This is a genomic window from Bradyrhizobium yuanmingense, from assembly GCF_025200905.1.
GTDB classification, from domain to species: domain Bacteria; phylum Pseudomonadota; class Alphaproteobacteria; order Rhizobiales; family Xanthobacteraceae; genus Bradyrhizobium; species Bradyrhizobium yuanmingense.
Genome location: NZ_CP104173.1, coordinates 7,304,892 through 7,319,158 on the forward strand (window position 1 = coordinate 7,304,892; position 14,267 = coordinate 7,319,158).

The following is a 14,267-nucleotide window of genomic DNA, read 5'->3' on the forward strand; positions in this document are numbered from 1 at the left end:
CCCCGCAAATCAGCGCCTTTGCGCCGCTGATTCGGGCGACATCTCGAAGGCCTCTCATGACAGAACCTGCTCGGCAGCACGCTGCCGAAAACGAGCCCTCCAACGCGAGCGATTACGGCGCGGAATCGATCCGCGTGCTCAAGGGACTCGATGCCGTCCGCAAGCGCCCGGGCATGTATATCGGCGACACCGACGACGGCTCGGGCCTGCACCACATGGTCTACGAGGTCGTCGATAACGCCATCGACGAAGCGCTCGCCGGCCATGCCTCGCGCGTCGAGGTGATCCTCAACGCGGATAATTCCGTCACCGTGCGCGACGACGGCCGCGGCATTCCCGTCGACATCCACAAGGGCGAAGGCATCTCGGCGGCCGAGGTCATCATGACCCAGCTGCACGCCGGCGGTAAGTTCGACCAGAACTCCTACAAGGTCTCCGGCGGCCTGCACGGCGTCGGCGTCTCCGTCGTCAACGCGCTGTCGAGCAAGCTCGGCTTGCGCATCTGGCGCGACAACAAGGAGCACTATATCGAGTTCGCCCACGGCGATGCCGTGGCACCGCTCAAGGTCGTCGGCGATGCCCCGGGCAAGCGCGGCACCGAGGTGACGTTCCTGGCCTCGACCGAGACCTTCAAGAACATCGAATACGACTTCGCCACGCTCGAGCATCGGCTGCGCGAGCTCGCCTTCCTCAATTCCGGCGTCAACATCGTGCTCTCCGACATGCGCCACGCGGTCGAGAAGCGCGAGGAGATGTTCTATTCCGGCGGCGTCGAGGAGTTCGTCAAATATCTCGACCGCAACAAGAAGGCCCTGGTGCCGGCGCCGATCATGGTGCGCTCGGAAGCCAACGGCATCGGCGTCGAGGCCGCTTTGTGGTGGAACGATAGCTACCACGAGAACGTGCTGTGCTTCACCAACAACATCCCGCAACGCGACGGGGGCACCCATCTCGCCGGCTTCCGCGGCGCGCTGACGCGCCAGGTCAACGGCTATGCCGAGGCCAATGCCAAGAAGGAAAAGATCGCGCTGACCGGCGACGATTGCCGCGAAGGGCTCACCGCCGTTCTCTCGGTGAAGGTGCCCGATCCGAAGTTTTCGTCGCAAACCAAGGACAAGCTGGTGTCCTCGGAAGTGCGCCCCGTGGTCGAGAACGTCCTTAACGAGGCGCTTGCCGCCTGGTTCGAGGAGCACCCGAGCGAAGCCAAGATGATCGTCGGCAAGGTGATTCAGGCCGCGGCGGCCCGTGAAGCTGCGCGAAAAGCGCGCGAGCTGACGCGCAAGAGCCCGCTCTCGGTCTCCTCGCTGCCGGGCAAGCTCGCCGACTGCCAGGAAAAGGATCCGGCCAAGTCCGAGCTCTTCATCGTCGAGGGCGACTCGGCAGGCGGCAGCGCCAAGCAGGGCCGCAACCGCGAGTTCCAGGCCGTCTTGCCGCTCCGCGGCAAGATCCTGAACGTCGAGCGTGTGCGTCCCGACAAGATGCTGTCGTCAGAGCAGATCGGCACGCTGATCACCGCGCTCGGCACCGGCATCAGCGACGAGTTCTCGGTCGAGAAGCTGCGCTATCACAAGATCATCGTGATGACGGACGCCGACGTCGACGGCGCCCACATCCGCACGCTGCTGCTGACGTTCTTCTACCGGCAGATGCGCGACATCATCGATGGCGGCTATCTCTATATCGCCCAGCCGCCGCTCTATAAGGTCTCACGCGGCAAGTCCGAGCAGTACCTGAAGGACGAGCGGGCGCTGGAAGACTATCTCATCGACGCCGGCCTCGATGATTGCGTGTACATCCCCGGCACCGGCGGCGACCGCTCCGGGCGCGATCTGCGCGCGCTGGTCGACGACGCCCGCGTAGTCCGCAGCGTCCTGCGCAACCTGCACGGCCGCTATAATCGCAAGGTGGTCGAGCAGGCCGCGATCACCGGCGTGCTGAACAAGGAGATCTACGGCGATCCCGAGAAGGCGGCGGCCGCCGCGCAATACATCGCGAGCCGGCTGGACAACCAGGCCGAGGAGGTCGAGCGCGGCTGGGTCGGACAATTCATCGAGGGCCAGGGCTTCCTGTTCGAGCGCACCGTGCGCGGCGTCAAGGAAGCCGCCGTCATCGACGATGCGCTGCTTGGCTCGGCCGAGGCGCGCAAGCTCGACGAATACACGACCAAGCTCCAGGACGTTTACGCCCGCTCCGGCAAGCTGCGGCGCAAGGATTCCGAGCACGTGGTCCACGGCCCGGTCGATCTGTTCGAGGCCGTGACCGATTCGGGTCGCAAGGGCATCAGCCTGCAGCGCTATAAAGGCCTCGGCGAGATGAACCCGGAGCAGCTCTGGGAAACGACGCTCGACACCGAGGCACGCTCGCTGCTCCAGGTGAAGGTCAAGGAGGTCGACGAGGCCGACGACATCTTCACCAAGCTGATGGGCGACGTCGTCGAGCCGCGCCGCGATTTCATTCAGGAACATTCGCTGAGCGCGACGATCGATATTTGAGGGCTCGCTGCTTCCGCGGCGTCATGGCCGGGCTTGTCCCGGCCATCCACGTCTTGCCCCGCGGAACAAAGAACGTGGATGCCCGGGACAAGCCTGGACAAGCCCTGGCATGACGGCAGCACCAATCCGGCCCTGAACCTCCCCACCCGCCATCGCGACGAAACGGCATGCCCCCGCAAGGCCAATTCCGGCCGGGAAGTGTCGCGCCATGACCGCCTCTGCAACGACCAGCTCCGCCGCGCCCTCGCGTCGCCTCGGCATCATCGGCAGCATCGTCGGCGTGCTGGCGCTGATAGCGGCGGTGCTGCCGCATTGGGTCGTGCCGATGGTGTTTCCGCCGCCGCCGGCGGACAAGGTGATCGTCGATACCGGACATCGCATCAAGGACCGCATCGTCGCGAAGGTGAAGGGCGTGGAGTTCAAGGCTCCGGACCTCGAGAAGTCGGCTGGAAGAAGCTGGCGTGATATCGCATCGGTCACGGCGATCTCGCTCGGCCTGCTCGCCATCCTGCTGTCGGTGCTCTCGCTGATCTTTCGGGAGGAACGGCTCCTTGCCGCTGTCGCCGCCGCACTCGGCACCGGCGCCATCGCCATCGAAATCTCCTTCTTCCTGATGGGCGTCCTGATCCTGATCGCGTTCCTCTATGTGGTCGGGAGTATCATCGGGTTGTTCTGAGGGCGGGTCCTGCCACAAGCGACGGACGGACGTGTGCGGGTCCCAGCCGGCACAATTGCTCCCGCGCTCAAATCTCTGTAGTTTCCGCCCGAAACAGGCCCTCCCACTCAACAGGACAGCGAGAACCCCGTGGCGCCCATCCAATACATCGTCGAGGGCGGTCACCGGCTCTCGGGCTCGATCGAGCCGTCCGGCAATAAGAACTCGGCGTTGCCGATCATCGCCGCCGCGCTGCTGACCGAGCATCCGGTCGTGCTGGAGAACGTGCCGCGGATCCGCGACACCGAGACGCTGGTCGAGCTGGTCCGCTCGGTCGGCGCGTCGGCCGAATGGTCCGCGCGCAACACGCTTCACATCCACGCCAAGAGCATCCGCGCCGCCGACCTCGACCCCGAGCTGTGCGTGCGCATTCGCGCCTCGATCCTGCTCGCCGGGCCGCTGCTCGCCCGCTGCGGCGAGGTGATGCTGCCGCCGCCGGGCGGCGACGTCATCGGCCGCCGGCGACTGGACACGCATGTGCTCGCGCTGGAGCAGCTCGGCGCCAAGGTCACCGCGACCGATCGGCTCGAATTCCGCGCGCCAAAGCTCGCGGGCGCGGACGTGTTCCTGGACGAGCCGAGCGTCACCGCCACCGAGAACGCGCTGGTCGCGGCGGTCGCCGCCGACGGCATCACCTATTTGCGCAACGCGGCCTCCGAGCCGCATGTGCAGGACCTCGCCAATTTCCTGGTTGCGCTCGGCGCCAGGATCGAAGGCATCGGCACCAACACCATGATCATCCATGGTCAAGCGACGCTCGGCGGGACGACGTACCGAATCCAGCCCGACCACATCGAGGTCGGCTCGCTGATCGGGCTCGCCGCGGTGACGCGCTCGCCCTTGCGCATCGCGCGCGCGGGCGTCGAGCATCTGCGCTCGATCCGTATGGGCTTCGAGCGGCTCGGCATCGTCTGCCGCATCGAGGGCGACGATCTCATCGTGCCTTCCAACCAGACATTGAAGATCCAGGACGATTTCGGCGGCCATGTGCCGAAGCTGGAGGACCAGCCCTGGCCGGCCTTCCCGGCCGACCTGATGTCGATCGCCATTGTCACCGCCACGCAATGCGAGGGCGTGATCCTGATGTTCGAGAAGATGTTCGAATCCAGGATGTTCTTCGTCGACAAGCTGATCGCGATGGGCGCGCGCATCGTGCTGTGCGACCCGCACCGCGCCATCATCGCCGGCCCCAGCCGCCTGCACGGCGCGACGATGACCTCGCCCGATATCCGCGCCGGCATGGCGATGCTGCTCGCGGCCGTCTGCGCCGAGGGCACCTCGACCATCAACAACGCCGACCAGATCGAGCGCGGCTATGAGCGCATCGAGGAGCGGCTGAACGCGCTTGGTGCGAAGATCAAGCGCGTACCGGAGCGGAGCTAACCTGTTCTATTTTGGCGGATTCGCGTCGAAGGCCTGTTTGCAGGCCGCGGACAAGCTCGCGTAATTGTCGCCGAGGCATTTGCGGATGCGGCCGCCCCCGGGCATGGTGCCGGCGCAGAACCGTGAATAGTCTGCCTTGCAGGCCTGCTTCGCCTCACTCCGCGCATCGCCTGCGGAGGCTTGCGAAAGAAACAGCACGAGAAGTGCGACCAGACTCGCGGCCGCAAGACCCGCACGCACGTAGACGGCCGTCCGATGCGAGAACCTCACCACCGGTCCGCTTGCCGTCCGGCCAAATCGTTGCACCATGTCACCTCCATCAATTCGCAGACATCGATGTAGGTGATACGCCTGGACGGGCCGAATCCCTCGTGCACTCTGCGCGGCTCAGCGAAAATAGCCGCCGACGAGTTGTCGGCGTCCTTTCGCTGAAATTCGTTCCAGCATCTCGACGAAGGTCGCGACGACGAGGTCGCCAATCTTCACGCGCTTGTCGCGGGCATCCTTCACGGCTGCTTCCAGCTCGGCCTTGTCGAGATTCGTCTGCGCAGCCGTTTTCATCGCCTTCATCAGCGCGAGCCGGTACTCGGCCTGGAGCGGGGCCAGCTCCGCCTCCTTGCCGCGATAGATGCTCCACAGGATCTCCGCGTCTTCCGCCGGAAGTCTCTCCGCAACGCGCTCGATCATGCGGAGCGGCACGACCGCGCCCGGTCGAAAGCCGCCGGGCAGCAGCCATTGCGCCGAGACATAGGTGAACAGGACGACGTTGACGCACAGCGACAGCAGCATGAGCGCACGCCAGGGAGTGGACCATTCTCGCCAGAACTTCATTGCACCGATCCCAAACCGATTGAGTAGACGTCGAAGACGCCGCTCATGAGGGACAACGGGTCCGACGCCGAATGGACATAGGGCATCGCCCCCGCCAGCCACACGCCGACGATCGCGGAGCAGGCGAGACTTGCGGCGGGAACGAGCGTGGGCCAGCGCAGCAGGCGTCGATACCATGCCGGCCGATGCTGCTGCGGGACCGCGGCGAGCCGCTGCAGGACGAGCAGGCTCGAACGATCCGCCCTCGCCTCGTCGATCTCCGGGGCCACCGCGAGCAGGCGATCGAGCCGTCCCTGCTCATCCAGGACGGCCGCGCCTTCCGCACTTGCCGCAAATCGCCGCGCGGCCTCGCGCGTTGCCGCGGGCCAACGCTCGACATCGCCTCCCCATGTCTCGGCCAATCGTCTGAACTGATCCGGCGTCATGCGTAGCTCCCTGTCTCCTGTATTTTCTGGACGTTTGCCTTCAGCGCCGTGCGGGCGCGGCCCAGCAGCGATTCGAACGCCTTGGCGCTGAGATTCATCGCGTTCGCCGCTTCCTCACCGCTCAATCCCTCCATGTGGAAGAGGGCGATCGCACCGCGTTGCCGGTCCGACAGGCCGGCCATCGCGCGGTTGAGAAGACTGAGCTCCTCATCCGCGATCAGCCGCTCGACGGCGTGCGGTCCCATGTCGGGTACGTCGCCGGCGTCTTCGAGCGGCAGGAACGTTCGCCGCCGCGTGCGATCGAAGGTCAGGTTGAGGACGATGCGGTAGAGCCAGGTCGTAAACTTCGCAACCTGCGGATCGAACGAGGCTGCGTGCGTCCAGACCCGCATGAACGCCTCCTGGCCGATATCGTCGGCCTCGGCCGGGTCGCGCACGATCCGCTCCGCGACCCGCAGCGCCCGAGGCATATGGCGCCGCATGAGGACGCGAAACGCATGCTGCCGCTGCGCCGAAACCTCCGCCATCAAGGCCTCGTCCGATGGCTCTTCCATCACATCGATCTGTTGCTCTGGCCTGCGGACATCGTAGTCGAGAATTGCGAACCGATCCTACCAGGCGATAGCCGCCTCCAACCGAGCATCAAAAGCGCCAATAGACTCCGGCTCGCAGCGTGTGCGTGTCGAGCCGGGACTCGCGCGCGCCGAAGGTCGTCGGGCCGACCGTCTGGGCGGCCAGCGTCTTCGAGCCGTAATTGTCATAGAGATATTCGAGCCGGACCGAGGCCTGCGGTGCGAAGCGGAATTCCCCGCCCGCTCCGACCGACCAGCCGATCGGTGTATCGCTCCAGCTCGCAACGGCCCCGATCCCATTGTCGAACGCCTTGCTCTCGACGCCCGCGACGGCAAGGCCACCGGCGGCGAACAGCAGCGTGCGGTCGAAAGCATAGCCGATCCGTCCACGCAGATGGCTGTTCCAATTGACCGCGGATTGAAGCTGCGTGACCGCGGGGGTAGGCGCAAAGCCGGTATCGATCGTCGTGCGCGCATCGACGAAGTTCACGTCGCCCTCGAGCCCGGCGACGATCCGGCCCCATTGCGCCGAGAAGCCCGCCGTTGCACCGACGATCGCGCCCTTCGGATCGACAAAGTGGAATTCACCCGTCGCGGGCAGCCAGATCTCGGAGCGGCCCGAAAGATAGCCGGCCTGAACGCCGAAATAGGGCCCCGCCCAGCTCAGCAGGGCTGCCGACGCCGCCTGCGCCGGCGGTGCTGCGGGCAGCCTCAGGTCGGCCGCTGCAGCGGCGCCGGCACCCAGGATGGCAGAACCGATGAACAGTACGGCGAACGTCAGTCTAAATCTCGTTATCATACTCAATTCCCAATGTGAGACCGGCCCAGATTCGCCGCACATGACGAATACGGTGCAACCCGACCTTTCCTTCGCCTGAGCCCCCGCCTTTTTTCAGCGGCACCCGCCCTCACATTTCTTTGCCGTTACTTCGCCGATCGAGGCTGCTATGTCCCCGGCATGACCGAGCTTTTGGATACCAAACGGCGGTACCGGGCACGCCTGGACGCACGGCAGAACCATCTTGCCGAAGAATTCATCGAGACGCTGCGCCTCGCCGTGCCGCTGATGCTGACGCAGCTCGGCCAGATCGCGATGATCACGACCGATCTTGCGATGATCGGGCGGCTCGGCGAGGAGGCGGTGGCCGCGGCGGCGCTGGCCCATACGGTCTATTTCGTCAGCTTCACGTTCGGGCTCGGATTGACGTCCGCAGTGTCGCCGCTGGCGGCGCAGGCGTTCGGCGCCGGCGACGTCAGGCGCATTCGGCGCTCCTTGCGCGTCGGTCTGTGGGCCGCGCTGCTGATTTCGCTGCCGATGATGGCCTCGCCGCTCTATGGCGAGCAGATTTTGCTCGCGCTCGGTCAAACGCCGCACTCGGCCGCGCTGGCGCAGCACTATCTAAACGGCCTTGCCTGGGGCATCGCACCGGCGCTCGGATTCATCGCGCTGCGCAGCATGATGAGTGCGGTGAACCGGCCGCAGGCGCCGCTGTGGATCACGCTGGCGGCGATCCCGGTCAATGCCGCGCTGGTCTATGCCCTGATCCACGGCCTGTTCGGCCTGCCCGAGCTCGGCCTGTTCGGCGCGGGGCTTGCGACCACGCTGGTCAATCTCGGCACCTTCCTCGCCGCGCTCGCGATCGCCGGGCTGCGCAAGCCGTTCGCGGACTATCGTCCGCTCGCCCACCTCTGGCGGATCGACTGGCCCCTGATGCGCCAGCTGATCGCGATCGGCGCGCCGATCTCGTTTTCGCTGCTGCTGGAATATGGCCTGTTCTCCTCGGCCGCGCTGCTGATGGGCCTGATCTCGACCAGCGCGATTGCCGCGCACCAGATCGCGCTCCAGGTCACCGCCGTGCTGTTCATGGTGCCGCTCGGCATCGGCATGGCGGCGACCGTGCGGGTCGGTCATGCCTTCGGCCGCAAGGATCCGGCGGCGGTGAAGCGCGCAGGACTCGTCGCAGCCGTGCTCGGCCTCGCGCTGGTCTCCGCGCTGACGATCGCCATCGTGATCGGTCGCTATCAGCTCGGCCGGCTGTTCTTCGGCGCCGGCAGCGAAAGTGCGGTCACCGTCGAGCTGACGGCAACGCTGCTGCTGGTCGGGGCCAGCTTCTTCATCGCCGACGGCCTGCAGACCATCATGGGCGGCGCGCTGCGCGGCATCAACGACACCAAGATGACCCTGCTGTTCGCCGCGATCGGCTATTGGAGCGTCTCTTTTCCCATCGGCTGGTTGCTGGCGTTCCACACAGGGCTGGGCGCGATCGGCGTCTGGATCGGATTCTCGATCGGCACGTTCGTCTATGCCGGGCTCCTGATCTTGCGCTTCCGGATGCTGACGCGCAAAATGGCGGGATGATCGGGACGGTCCGCGAAGTCGCGCCTGAAGTCGATGCCGATGCGCTGCTCGCCGGCGCGCAGTTCATCGACGCGTTTTGCGTGGACATCGGCGCCGCGGCGGTGAATGCCCGCGAAGCCTGCACCAGGATGGTGCTGCACGGGCCGCGCTGGATCGACGCACTGCTGCGCCTGCGCAACATTCTGGTGAGGCCGTTCGGGCTGAAGACATCGGGCGAAGGCGCCCCGGCGCCGGGCGGCATGATCGGCCTGTTTCCGGTGCTGAGCGAGACGCCGGAGCAGCTGGTCGCGGGCTTCGATGATTCGCACCTCGATTTCCGCATCGTGGTCGACGTTTCAGGCAATGCCGCGCGCCGGCAGGTGACCTCGACCACGCTGGTGCGCACGCACAACCTGCTCGGCCGGACCTATCTTGCGCTGATCATGCCCTTCCACAAGCTCGTGGTTCGCAACATGATGGGACGCATCGTGGAGACGGCCCGATGAACTGTGCGGGCCGACATTGAACGAACACGCCCTGTTCAGCCCACCGGCCCTGCAGTCCAATTGTCGCCAGCGAGCGGACTGACTTTCACGTCAGGAATGACACCGAGGTCCATGCTCGGATCGAAATGGCGCATCGTTCGCTCATTGAGGTCGATGATGCGGCCAGGTCTTAGTGGTCCCACGTCGTTTATCTTGACGATGACCTTCTTGCCCACGGCCTCGACGAGAGCATATTTCGGCCTCGCGCCGAATCCGACCCCACCGAATTTCCGGCGCAGGCTCGTCTTGATGGCAGCCGTCCAGGCGGAGGGATCATAACGTTCGCCGGAAGCCGTCTGCGGACCGCCCTCCTCCTTGCCGGGCTTGAACGGATTATAGGTGGACGCCGCGCCAATAATCGCATCGCCCGAGGCGGCATCGACGACGGCACTTGAGTGATCCCCACGCGTTTCACTTCGAGCAACGGCAACAGAGAAGGCAAGCGTAACCAGGGCGCCGCAAACTGCGGCGCTCGAGCGGAAGAGCATCATGAGTCCTGTGATTTTTTAGATTGTCCGGTTCCAGAACCGCAAACGTGGTCAAGCGAACGCAGCAGCGCTCATGAACTTGCCGAACGTTTTGCGGATTCGAGCCAACCCCTGGCTACGGAACCGTTGTGAGAACCGGAGTGGTCTCACGTCGTGTTTAGCTTGCCGCCGATTAAAACAGAGAATGCGTCAGCAACATGACCCGATGGAACCTTGTGCGTGGAGCGGCTCAGAGCCGCAGACCGCCGATCACCGCCGCGCGCACACGCGCATTACTGTCGAAAGCCGACGTTGACGACGACGCGCCCGAACTCACTCCGCAACGCGTGCGGTTTTATCTGTTGAGGCCTCCGACCATTCGCCGACGACGCGGTCGAGGTCGCCGAGATTCTGGTGCATCTGCTCCAGGGAGAAGCCGAGCGCGAAGAAGCGCTCGGCTGTGTCGCTCGCGTGGCCGCGGATCAGGCCATCCTGACGGACGGACGCGACCGCCTCGGCATAGTGCTGGAGCGCGACATGGACGGGATGGATCGGCGGCGCGCCGGCGCCCTCGCGCAAGGCGCCAGCGGCCGAGCGGAGGAAGCGGGCGATCACGGTCGACACTTCCGACAGGGGCGCTGCCAGCCGCAATTGCACTTCCACCGGCAGCGGCACCACCGTGGCGCGGCCGATCATCACGACGTCATGGCGCAGCCGCAGGATCGTTCGCAGCAATGGGCCGGTGTCCGGACCGCTCGACAAGCGCGCCGCGCGCTCACGCTCGGCTTCGGAGCCGATCGCATTCAGATTGACCATCGCGGTGCCGATTCCGTCCTGGATCCGGTGCAGCGCGTCGTTGTCGCGGCCGCGCGTGAGGCCTGCCAGCAGCTCGGCGAGGGCATCGGCGATCAATTCGAGCAGAACCGCCGCGCTGGCGCGGATCTGCCGCACCGCGCGCGAGGGCAGCACCAGGAAGGAGACCAGCAATCCCGTGACGGCACCGACGCCGACCTCGCTGACCCGATCGATCGCCGAGGTCAGGGGATCGGCATGATGCAGGGTCGGAACCAGGAGCACGATCACGGCGGTGACCGTGGCGGCGCTGAGGCTCGGATTGATCGCGGCGATGAAGGCGAGCGGGGCGACGGAGAGGACCAGCAGGCCGAGCAGGCCCGCCTCGCTGGAATAGGGAATCAGGATGGCGATGGCGCCGCCATAGAGGGCTCCGCCGATGGTGCCGAGCATGTAGTCGCGTGTCGCCTTCAGCGAGCGGCCGACGCTCATCTGGGTCACGATCAGCGAGGTCAGCACCGCCCAGAGCGGCAGCAGCAGATGCAGCGCGGTCGCGATCGCATAGGCCGCTGTCGCGGCGACCGTGACCCGGATCGCCAGCCCCAATTGCGTCCGCCGCGCTCGAATCCGGTCGAACAGCTGCCTTGCGCGCGTCATGCGGAATATCCCGATCCTTTTCGCCTAAGCAAAAGCATGGCTGATCCCCGCCGACGCAAGGCCGCTTGAAAGGCCAAATCAGCCCGCCTAACTTGCGCGCCAAATCGAGGAAACACGATGGCTCACGAAACCGCAACGCTCGCCGCCTATGTCTTCAATCTCAAGTACCAGGATATTCCGGCGGAGGTGCTGGAGCGCGCCAAGGTCCTGACGCTGGACTTCCTCGGCAGCGCCATCAGGGCGCGACGCGAGGCGGAATCGACCCCGTCGATGCTGAAGATGCTGGAGGCGCTGGCGCTCGACACCAAGGGCGAGTCCACCGTGTTCGGTGATGCCAAGACCTGGACGCCGGCGGTCGCGGCGCTGCTCAACGGCGCGCTCGGCCACTCCCTCGATTTCGACGACACCCATGCCGATTCCTCGCTGCATCCGAGCGCACCGGTGGTGCCGGCCGCCTTCGCTGTCGGCGAGATGGTCGGCGCCTCCGGGCGCGACGTGCTCACGGCGATCGTTGCTGGCTACGAGGTCTGCTGCCGCCTCGGCAATGCGCTCGATCCGACCTCGCATTACGCGCGCGGCTTCCACCCGACGGCGACGGCCGGCACCTATGGCGCGGCCGCGGCGGCGGGCAAGCTGTTCGGCCTGAGCGAGAAGCAGCTGATTGCCGCGTTTGGCGTCTCCGGCAGCCAGGCCGCGGGCTCGCTGCAATTTCTGGTCAACGGCGCCTGGAACAAGCGCTACCAGGTCGGCGCCGCCGCGATGAACGGGGTGATCGCCGCGACGCTCGCGCGCAACGATTTCGTCGGTGCGACGGAATCGGTCGAGGGCAAGCACGGCCTGCTCGCCGGCTACACCGACGATGCGCATCCGGGCAAGGCGGTGGCCGAGCTCGGCAAGACCTATGAAACGATGAAGATCGGCGTGAAGCCCTATCCGAGCTGCCGCTACACCCATGCCGCGATCGACGCGCTGATCGCGATGCGGCGCGAGCACAATCTGACGCCGGAGCAGGTCAAGCGCGTCGAGATCGGCCTGCACCGCAACGGCATCACGCTGACCGGCGACGCCGCGACCAAGCGGCACCCGCGCTCGATCGTCGGCGGCCAGTTCTCGATGTTCTTCACCGGCGCGCTCGCACTCGACCAGGGTTCATTCGGCTGGGACGATTACAACCGGCTCGGCGATGCCGCCATCGACGCGCTCGCCGACAAGTTCGACGTGGTGCAGGACGACCGGCTCGAGATCGGCCGCACTCATCCCTTCGGCGCGCGCGTGAGCATCACCACGGACGACGGCGTGCACGAGCGGCTCTACGCCGATCCGTCCGGAGAGCCGACCTCGTTCCCGGATACACAGGCGATGCAGCAGAAATTTTTGACATTGGCCCGCCCCGTGCTGAACGCGCGCGCGGAAAAGTTCGCGGATGCGATCATGACGCTGGAGCGGTTCGACCGCGTAGCGCAGGCAACGGAATTGGGGAGGTAAGTTCACCGCGGCGCTCCGCTTCCCCCCTGGAGGGTAAGAAGACCTCAATCCCCTCCCGCCAGCCTCCCCTTCTCGCGCGTTGCCGCCACCACATCGCGCACGAGGTCGAACACACCGTCGGCGTGCGGCGGCGCGTTCGGCGAGCGCCCCATGCGCACGATCACCAGCTGCTCCGACGGGATCACGATGGTGTACTGCCCGATCGTGCCCTTGGCGAAGAAGGCATCGCGCGGCCAGCCGTGCTCCATGCGAAGATTTGCGCCGAAGCTGTCGCCCTGGTTGGTCCAGAAGCCGGCGCCGATGCCGACCCACGCATTCGGCGTGGCCGTCGCCGAATAGGTGACCCACCCTTCCGGCAGGATGCGTTTGCCACCGGCGACGCCGTCATTGAGATAGAGCTGGCCGAAGCGCGCCCAGTCGCGGGCGGAGGCGAGCATCTCGGTCGACCCCTCGATCGTGCCGGCGCCGTCGAGCTGGAGCACGACATGGCGCATGCCGAGCGGGGCGAACAATTCGCGGCGCGCAAAGCGCAGCGCGTCTTGCGGTGTGCCGCCGGCCGCATCGCGGATCAGACGCGAGAGAATGAGGGTGTTGCCGTCGTGATAATTCCATGCGGTGCCGGGCGCGGTTGCGAGCGGCATGCTCTCGGCATAGGCGGCCATGTCCTTCTCGGCGAATTTCATCCTGTTGACCGGCTCGAAGGCGGAGCCCAGCGAGGCCTGCAACGAGCTGCCGAGCGCGAGGCCCGCGGTGTGGCGCAGCAGCTGATCGACATTGATGGCATGGCGCGGATCGTCGGGATCCTTCCAGGCGGCGACCGGTGCGGGGCCGTCGAGCTTCAGCTTGCCCTGGCGCACCAGCACGCCGATCAGCGCCGAGACCACCGACTTGGTCATGGAGAAGCCGAGCAGCGGCGTCTCGGGGCCGATGCCGTCGGCGTAGCGTTCGGCGACGACGCGGCCGGCCTTCATCACGACGATGGCGCGGGTGCGGCGGTAAGGCGGCTGAGCGGGCTCGGCGAAGGCGCGGTCGAGCGCGGCGCCGAGCTCGGGGCTCTGCGGCGGCACGATCGCGGGGCCGGCGATCGCGGGAAGCAACGCGGGCCGCTTGTCGTCGGGCAGCGGCTCGACGGAGGCAATGCCAGCGCCGTGCTCGAGCGTGCAGCCGAGGCCCTCGCGATAGATGGCGTGGCTGCGGCCGAGGCCGAACAGCGTCACCGTGACATCCTTGCGGACGCGGTCGATTCTGTACTCCATCGCCCAGCTGATCAGGCCCGCTCCGGGCATGGCGTCGGTGGTCTCGGCGAAGTTGCGCCCGGGATCGAGGCCGGACACGAACGTCTCGGCGCACAGGATGTCGGCGACGAAGCCGGTCGCGACCTTCGGCACGTCGTGGGCTCGAGCCGCGCCGAGCGCGAGGCCGGCTGCGGCGATGGCGGAGGCGAAAAGGACGATCTTGCGGCGGCGGGTCACGGGCGTTCTCCGGCTGAGGCGTATGCCGGGGAGGAAGCGGGATGCGGGCGGGGGATGCTCGCCGGATTTGGAAAAGGGGTTGGTTGAAATCGG

The 14,267-nt window shown here is 66.2% G+C and carries 14 protein-coding genes; 6 read left to right on the plus strand and 8 right to left on the minus strand.

Going from position 1 to position 14,267, the window contains the following annotated elements:
• Positions 1–56 precede the first annotated feature (56 nt).
• The 3 genes from gyrB to murA all read left to right on the plus strand — a co-directional run bounded on the left by gyrB (position 57) and on the right by murA (position 4,590).
• Positions 57–2,492 (plus strand): DNA topoisomerase (ATP-hydrolyzing) subunit B, encoded by a 2,436-nt coding sequence (gene gyrB, locus N2605_RS33840; protein ID WP_260345100.1) that lies wholly within the window; start codon positions 57–59, stop codon positions 2,490–2,492.
• A 208-nt stretch (positions 2,493–2,700) separates the two neighbouring features.
• Positions 2,701–3,168 (plus strand): hypothetical protein, encoded by a 468-nt coding sequence (locus N2605_RS33845; protein ID WP_225134669.1) that lies wholly within the window; start codon positions 2,701–2,703, stop codon positions 3,166–3,168.
• 129 nt (positions 3,169–3,297) lie between these two features.
• The gene (murA, locus tag N2605_RS33850) at positions 3,298–4,590 is read left to right on the plus strand and encodes a UDP-N-acetylglucosamine 1-carboxyvinyltransferase (RefSeq protein ID WP_036024088.1); all 1,293 of its coding nucleotides are present in this window, start codon (positions 3,298–3,300) and stop codon (positions 4,588–4,590) included.
• Between the two features lie 6 nt (positions 4,591–4,596).
• Here murA and N2605_RS33855 read toward each other — a convergent pair whose 3' ends face one another.
• The 5 genes from N2605_RS33855 to N2605_RS33875 all read right to left on the minus strand — a co-directional run bounded on the left by N2605_RS33855 (position 4,597) and on the right by N2605_RS33875 (position 7,217).
• A complete protein-coding gene (locus N2605_RS33855; protein WP_036002645.1) occupies positions 4,597–4,899 on the minus strand; it encodes a hypothetical protein in 303 nt (100 codons plus the stop codon).
• A gap of 78 nt (positions 4,900–4,977) precedes the next feature.
• Complete coding sequence (locus N2605_RS33860) at positions 4,978–5,421, minus strand: periplasmic heavy metal sensor (RefSeq protein WP_260345101.1); 444 nt, start codon at positions 5,419–5,421, stop codon at positions 4,978–4,980.
• Positions 5,418–5,846: a hypothetical protein gene (locus tag N2605_RS33865; protein ID WP_260345102.1), complete on the minus strand. Its 429-nt coding sequence runs from the start codon at positions 5,844–5,846 to the stop codon at positions 5,418–5,420. The genes N2605_RS33860 and N2605_RS33865 overlap by 4 nt, the downstream gene beginning before the upstream one ends.
• Positions 5,843–6,445 carry an RNA polymerase sigma factor gene (locus N2605_RS33870; protein ID WP_311735384.1) on the minus strand — a complete coding sequence of 201 codons (603 nt, stop codon included), beginning with the start codon at positions 6,443–6,445 and terminating at the stop codon, positions 5,843–5,845. The genes N2605_RS33865 and N2605_RS33870 overlap by 4 nt, the downstream gene beginning before the upstream one ends.
• A gap of 43 nt (positions 6,446–6,488) precedes the next feature.
• Entirely contained in the window at positions 6,489–7,217 is a 729-nt protein-coding gene (locus N2605_RS33875) for an outer membrane protein (RefSeq protein ID WP_260345103.1), read from the minus strand.
• Positions 7,218–7,376: 159 nt separating this feature from the next.
• On the opposite strand from N2605_RS33875, the gene N2605_RS33880 reads away from it, so the two are divergent.
• Positions 7,377–8,777 (plus strand): MATE family efflux transporter, encoded by a 1,401-nt coding sequence (locus N2605_RS33880; RefSeq protein ID WP_260345104.1) that lies wholly within the window; start codon positions 7,377–7,379, stop codon positions 8,775–8,777.
• Positions 8,774–9,262: a DUF2867 domain-containing protein gene (locus N2605_RS33885; RefSeq protein ID WP_036002662.1), complete on the plus strand. Its 489-nt coding sequence runs from the start codon at positions 8,774–8,776 to the stop codon at positions 9,260–9,262. The genes N2605_RS33880 and N2605_RS33885 overlap by 4 nt, the downstream gene beginning before the upstream one ends.
• A gap of 35 nt (positions 9,263–9,297) precedes the next feature.
• On the opposite strand, the gene N2605_RS33890 is transcribed toward N2605_RS33885, so the two are convergent.
• Both N2605_RS33890 and N2605_RS33895 read right to left on the minus strand, forming a co-directional pair.
• On the minus strand, positions 9,298–9,792 hold the full coding sequence (locus tag N2605_RS33890) for a septal ring lytic transglycosylase RlpA family protein (protein ID WP_192893029.1): 495 nt from the start codon (positions 9,790–9,792) through the stop codon (positions 9,298–9,300).
• A 309-nt stretch (positions 9,793–10,101) separates the two neighbouring features.
• Positions 10,102–11,217: an FUSC family protein gene (locus tag N2605_RS33895; RefSeq protein WP_036002665.1), complete on the minus strand. Its 1,116-nt coding sequence runs from the start codon at positions 11,215–11,217 to the stop codon at positions 10,102–10,104.
• Between the two features lie 117 nt (positions 11,218–11,334).
• Here N2605_RS33895 and N2605_RS33900 point away from each other — a divergent pair, with 117 nt between their 5' ends.
• Complete coding sequence (locus tag N2605_RS33900) at positions 11,335–12,702, plus strand: MmgE/PrpD family protein (RefSeq protein ID WP_260345105.1); 1,368 nt, start codon at positions 11,335–11,337, stop codon at positions 12,700–12,702.
• Positions 12,703–12,746: 44 nt separating this feature from the next.
• Here N2605_RS33900 and N2605_RS33905 read toward each other — a convergent pair whose 3' ends face one another.
• Positions 12,747–14,174, minus strand: a complete 1,428-nt coding sequence (locus N2605_RS33905) for a serine hydrolase domain-containing protein (RefSeq protein ID WP_260345106.1) — start codon at positions 14,172–14,174, stop codon at positions 12,747–12,749.
• Positions 14,175–14,267 lie beyond the last annotated feature (93 nt).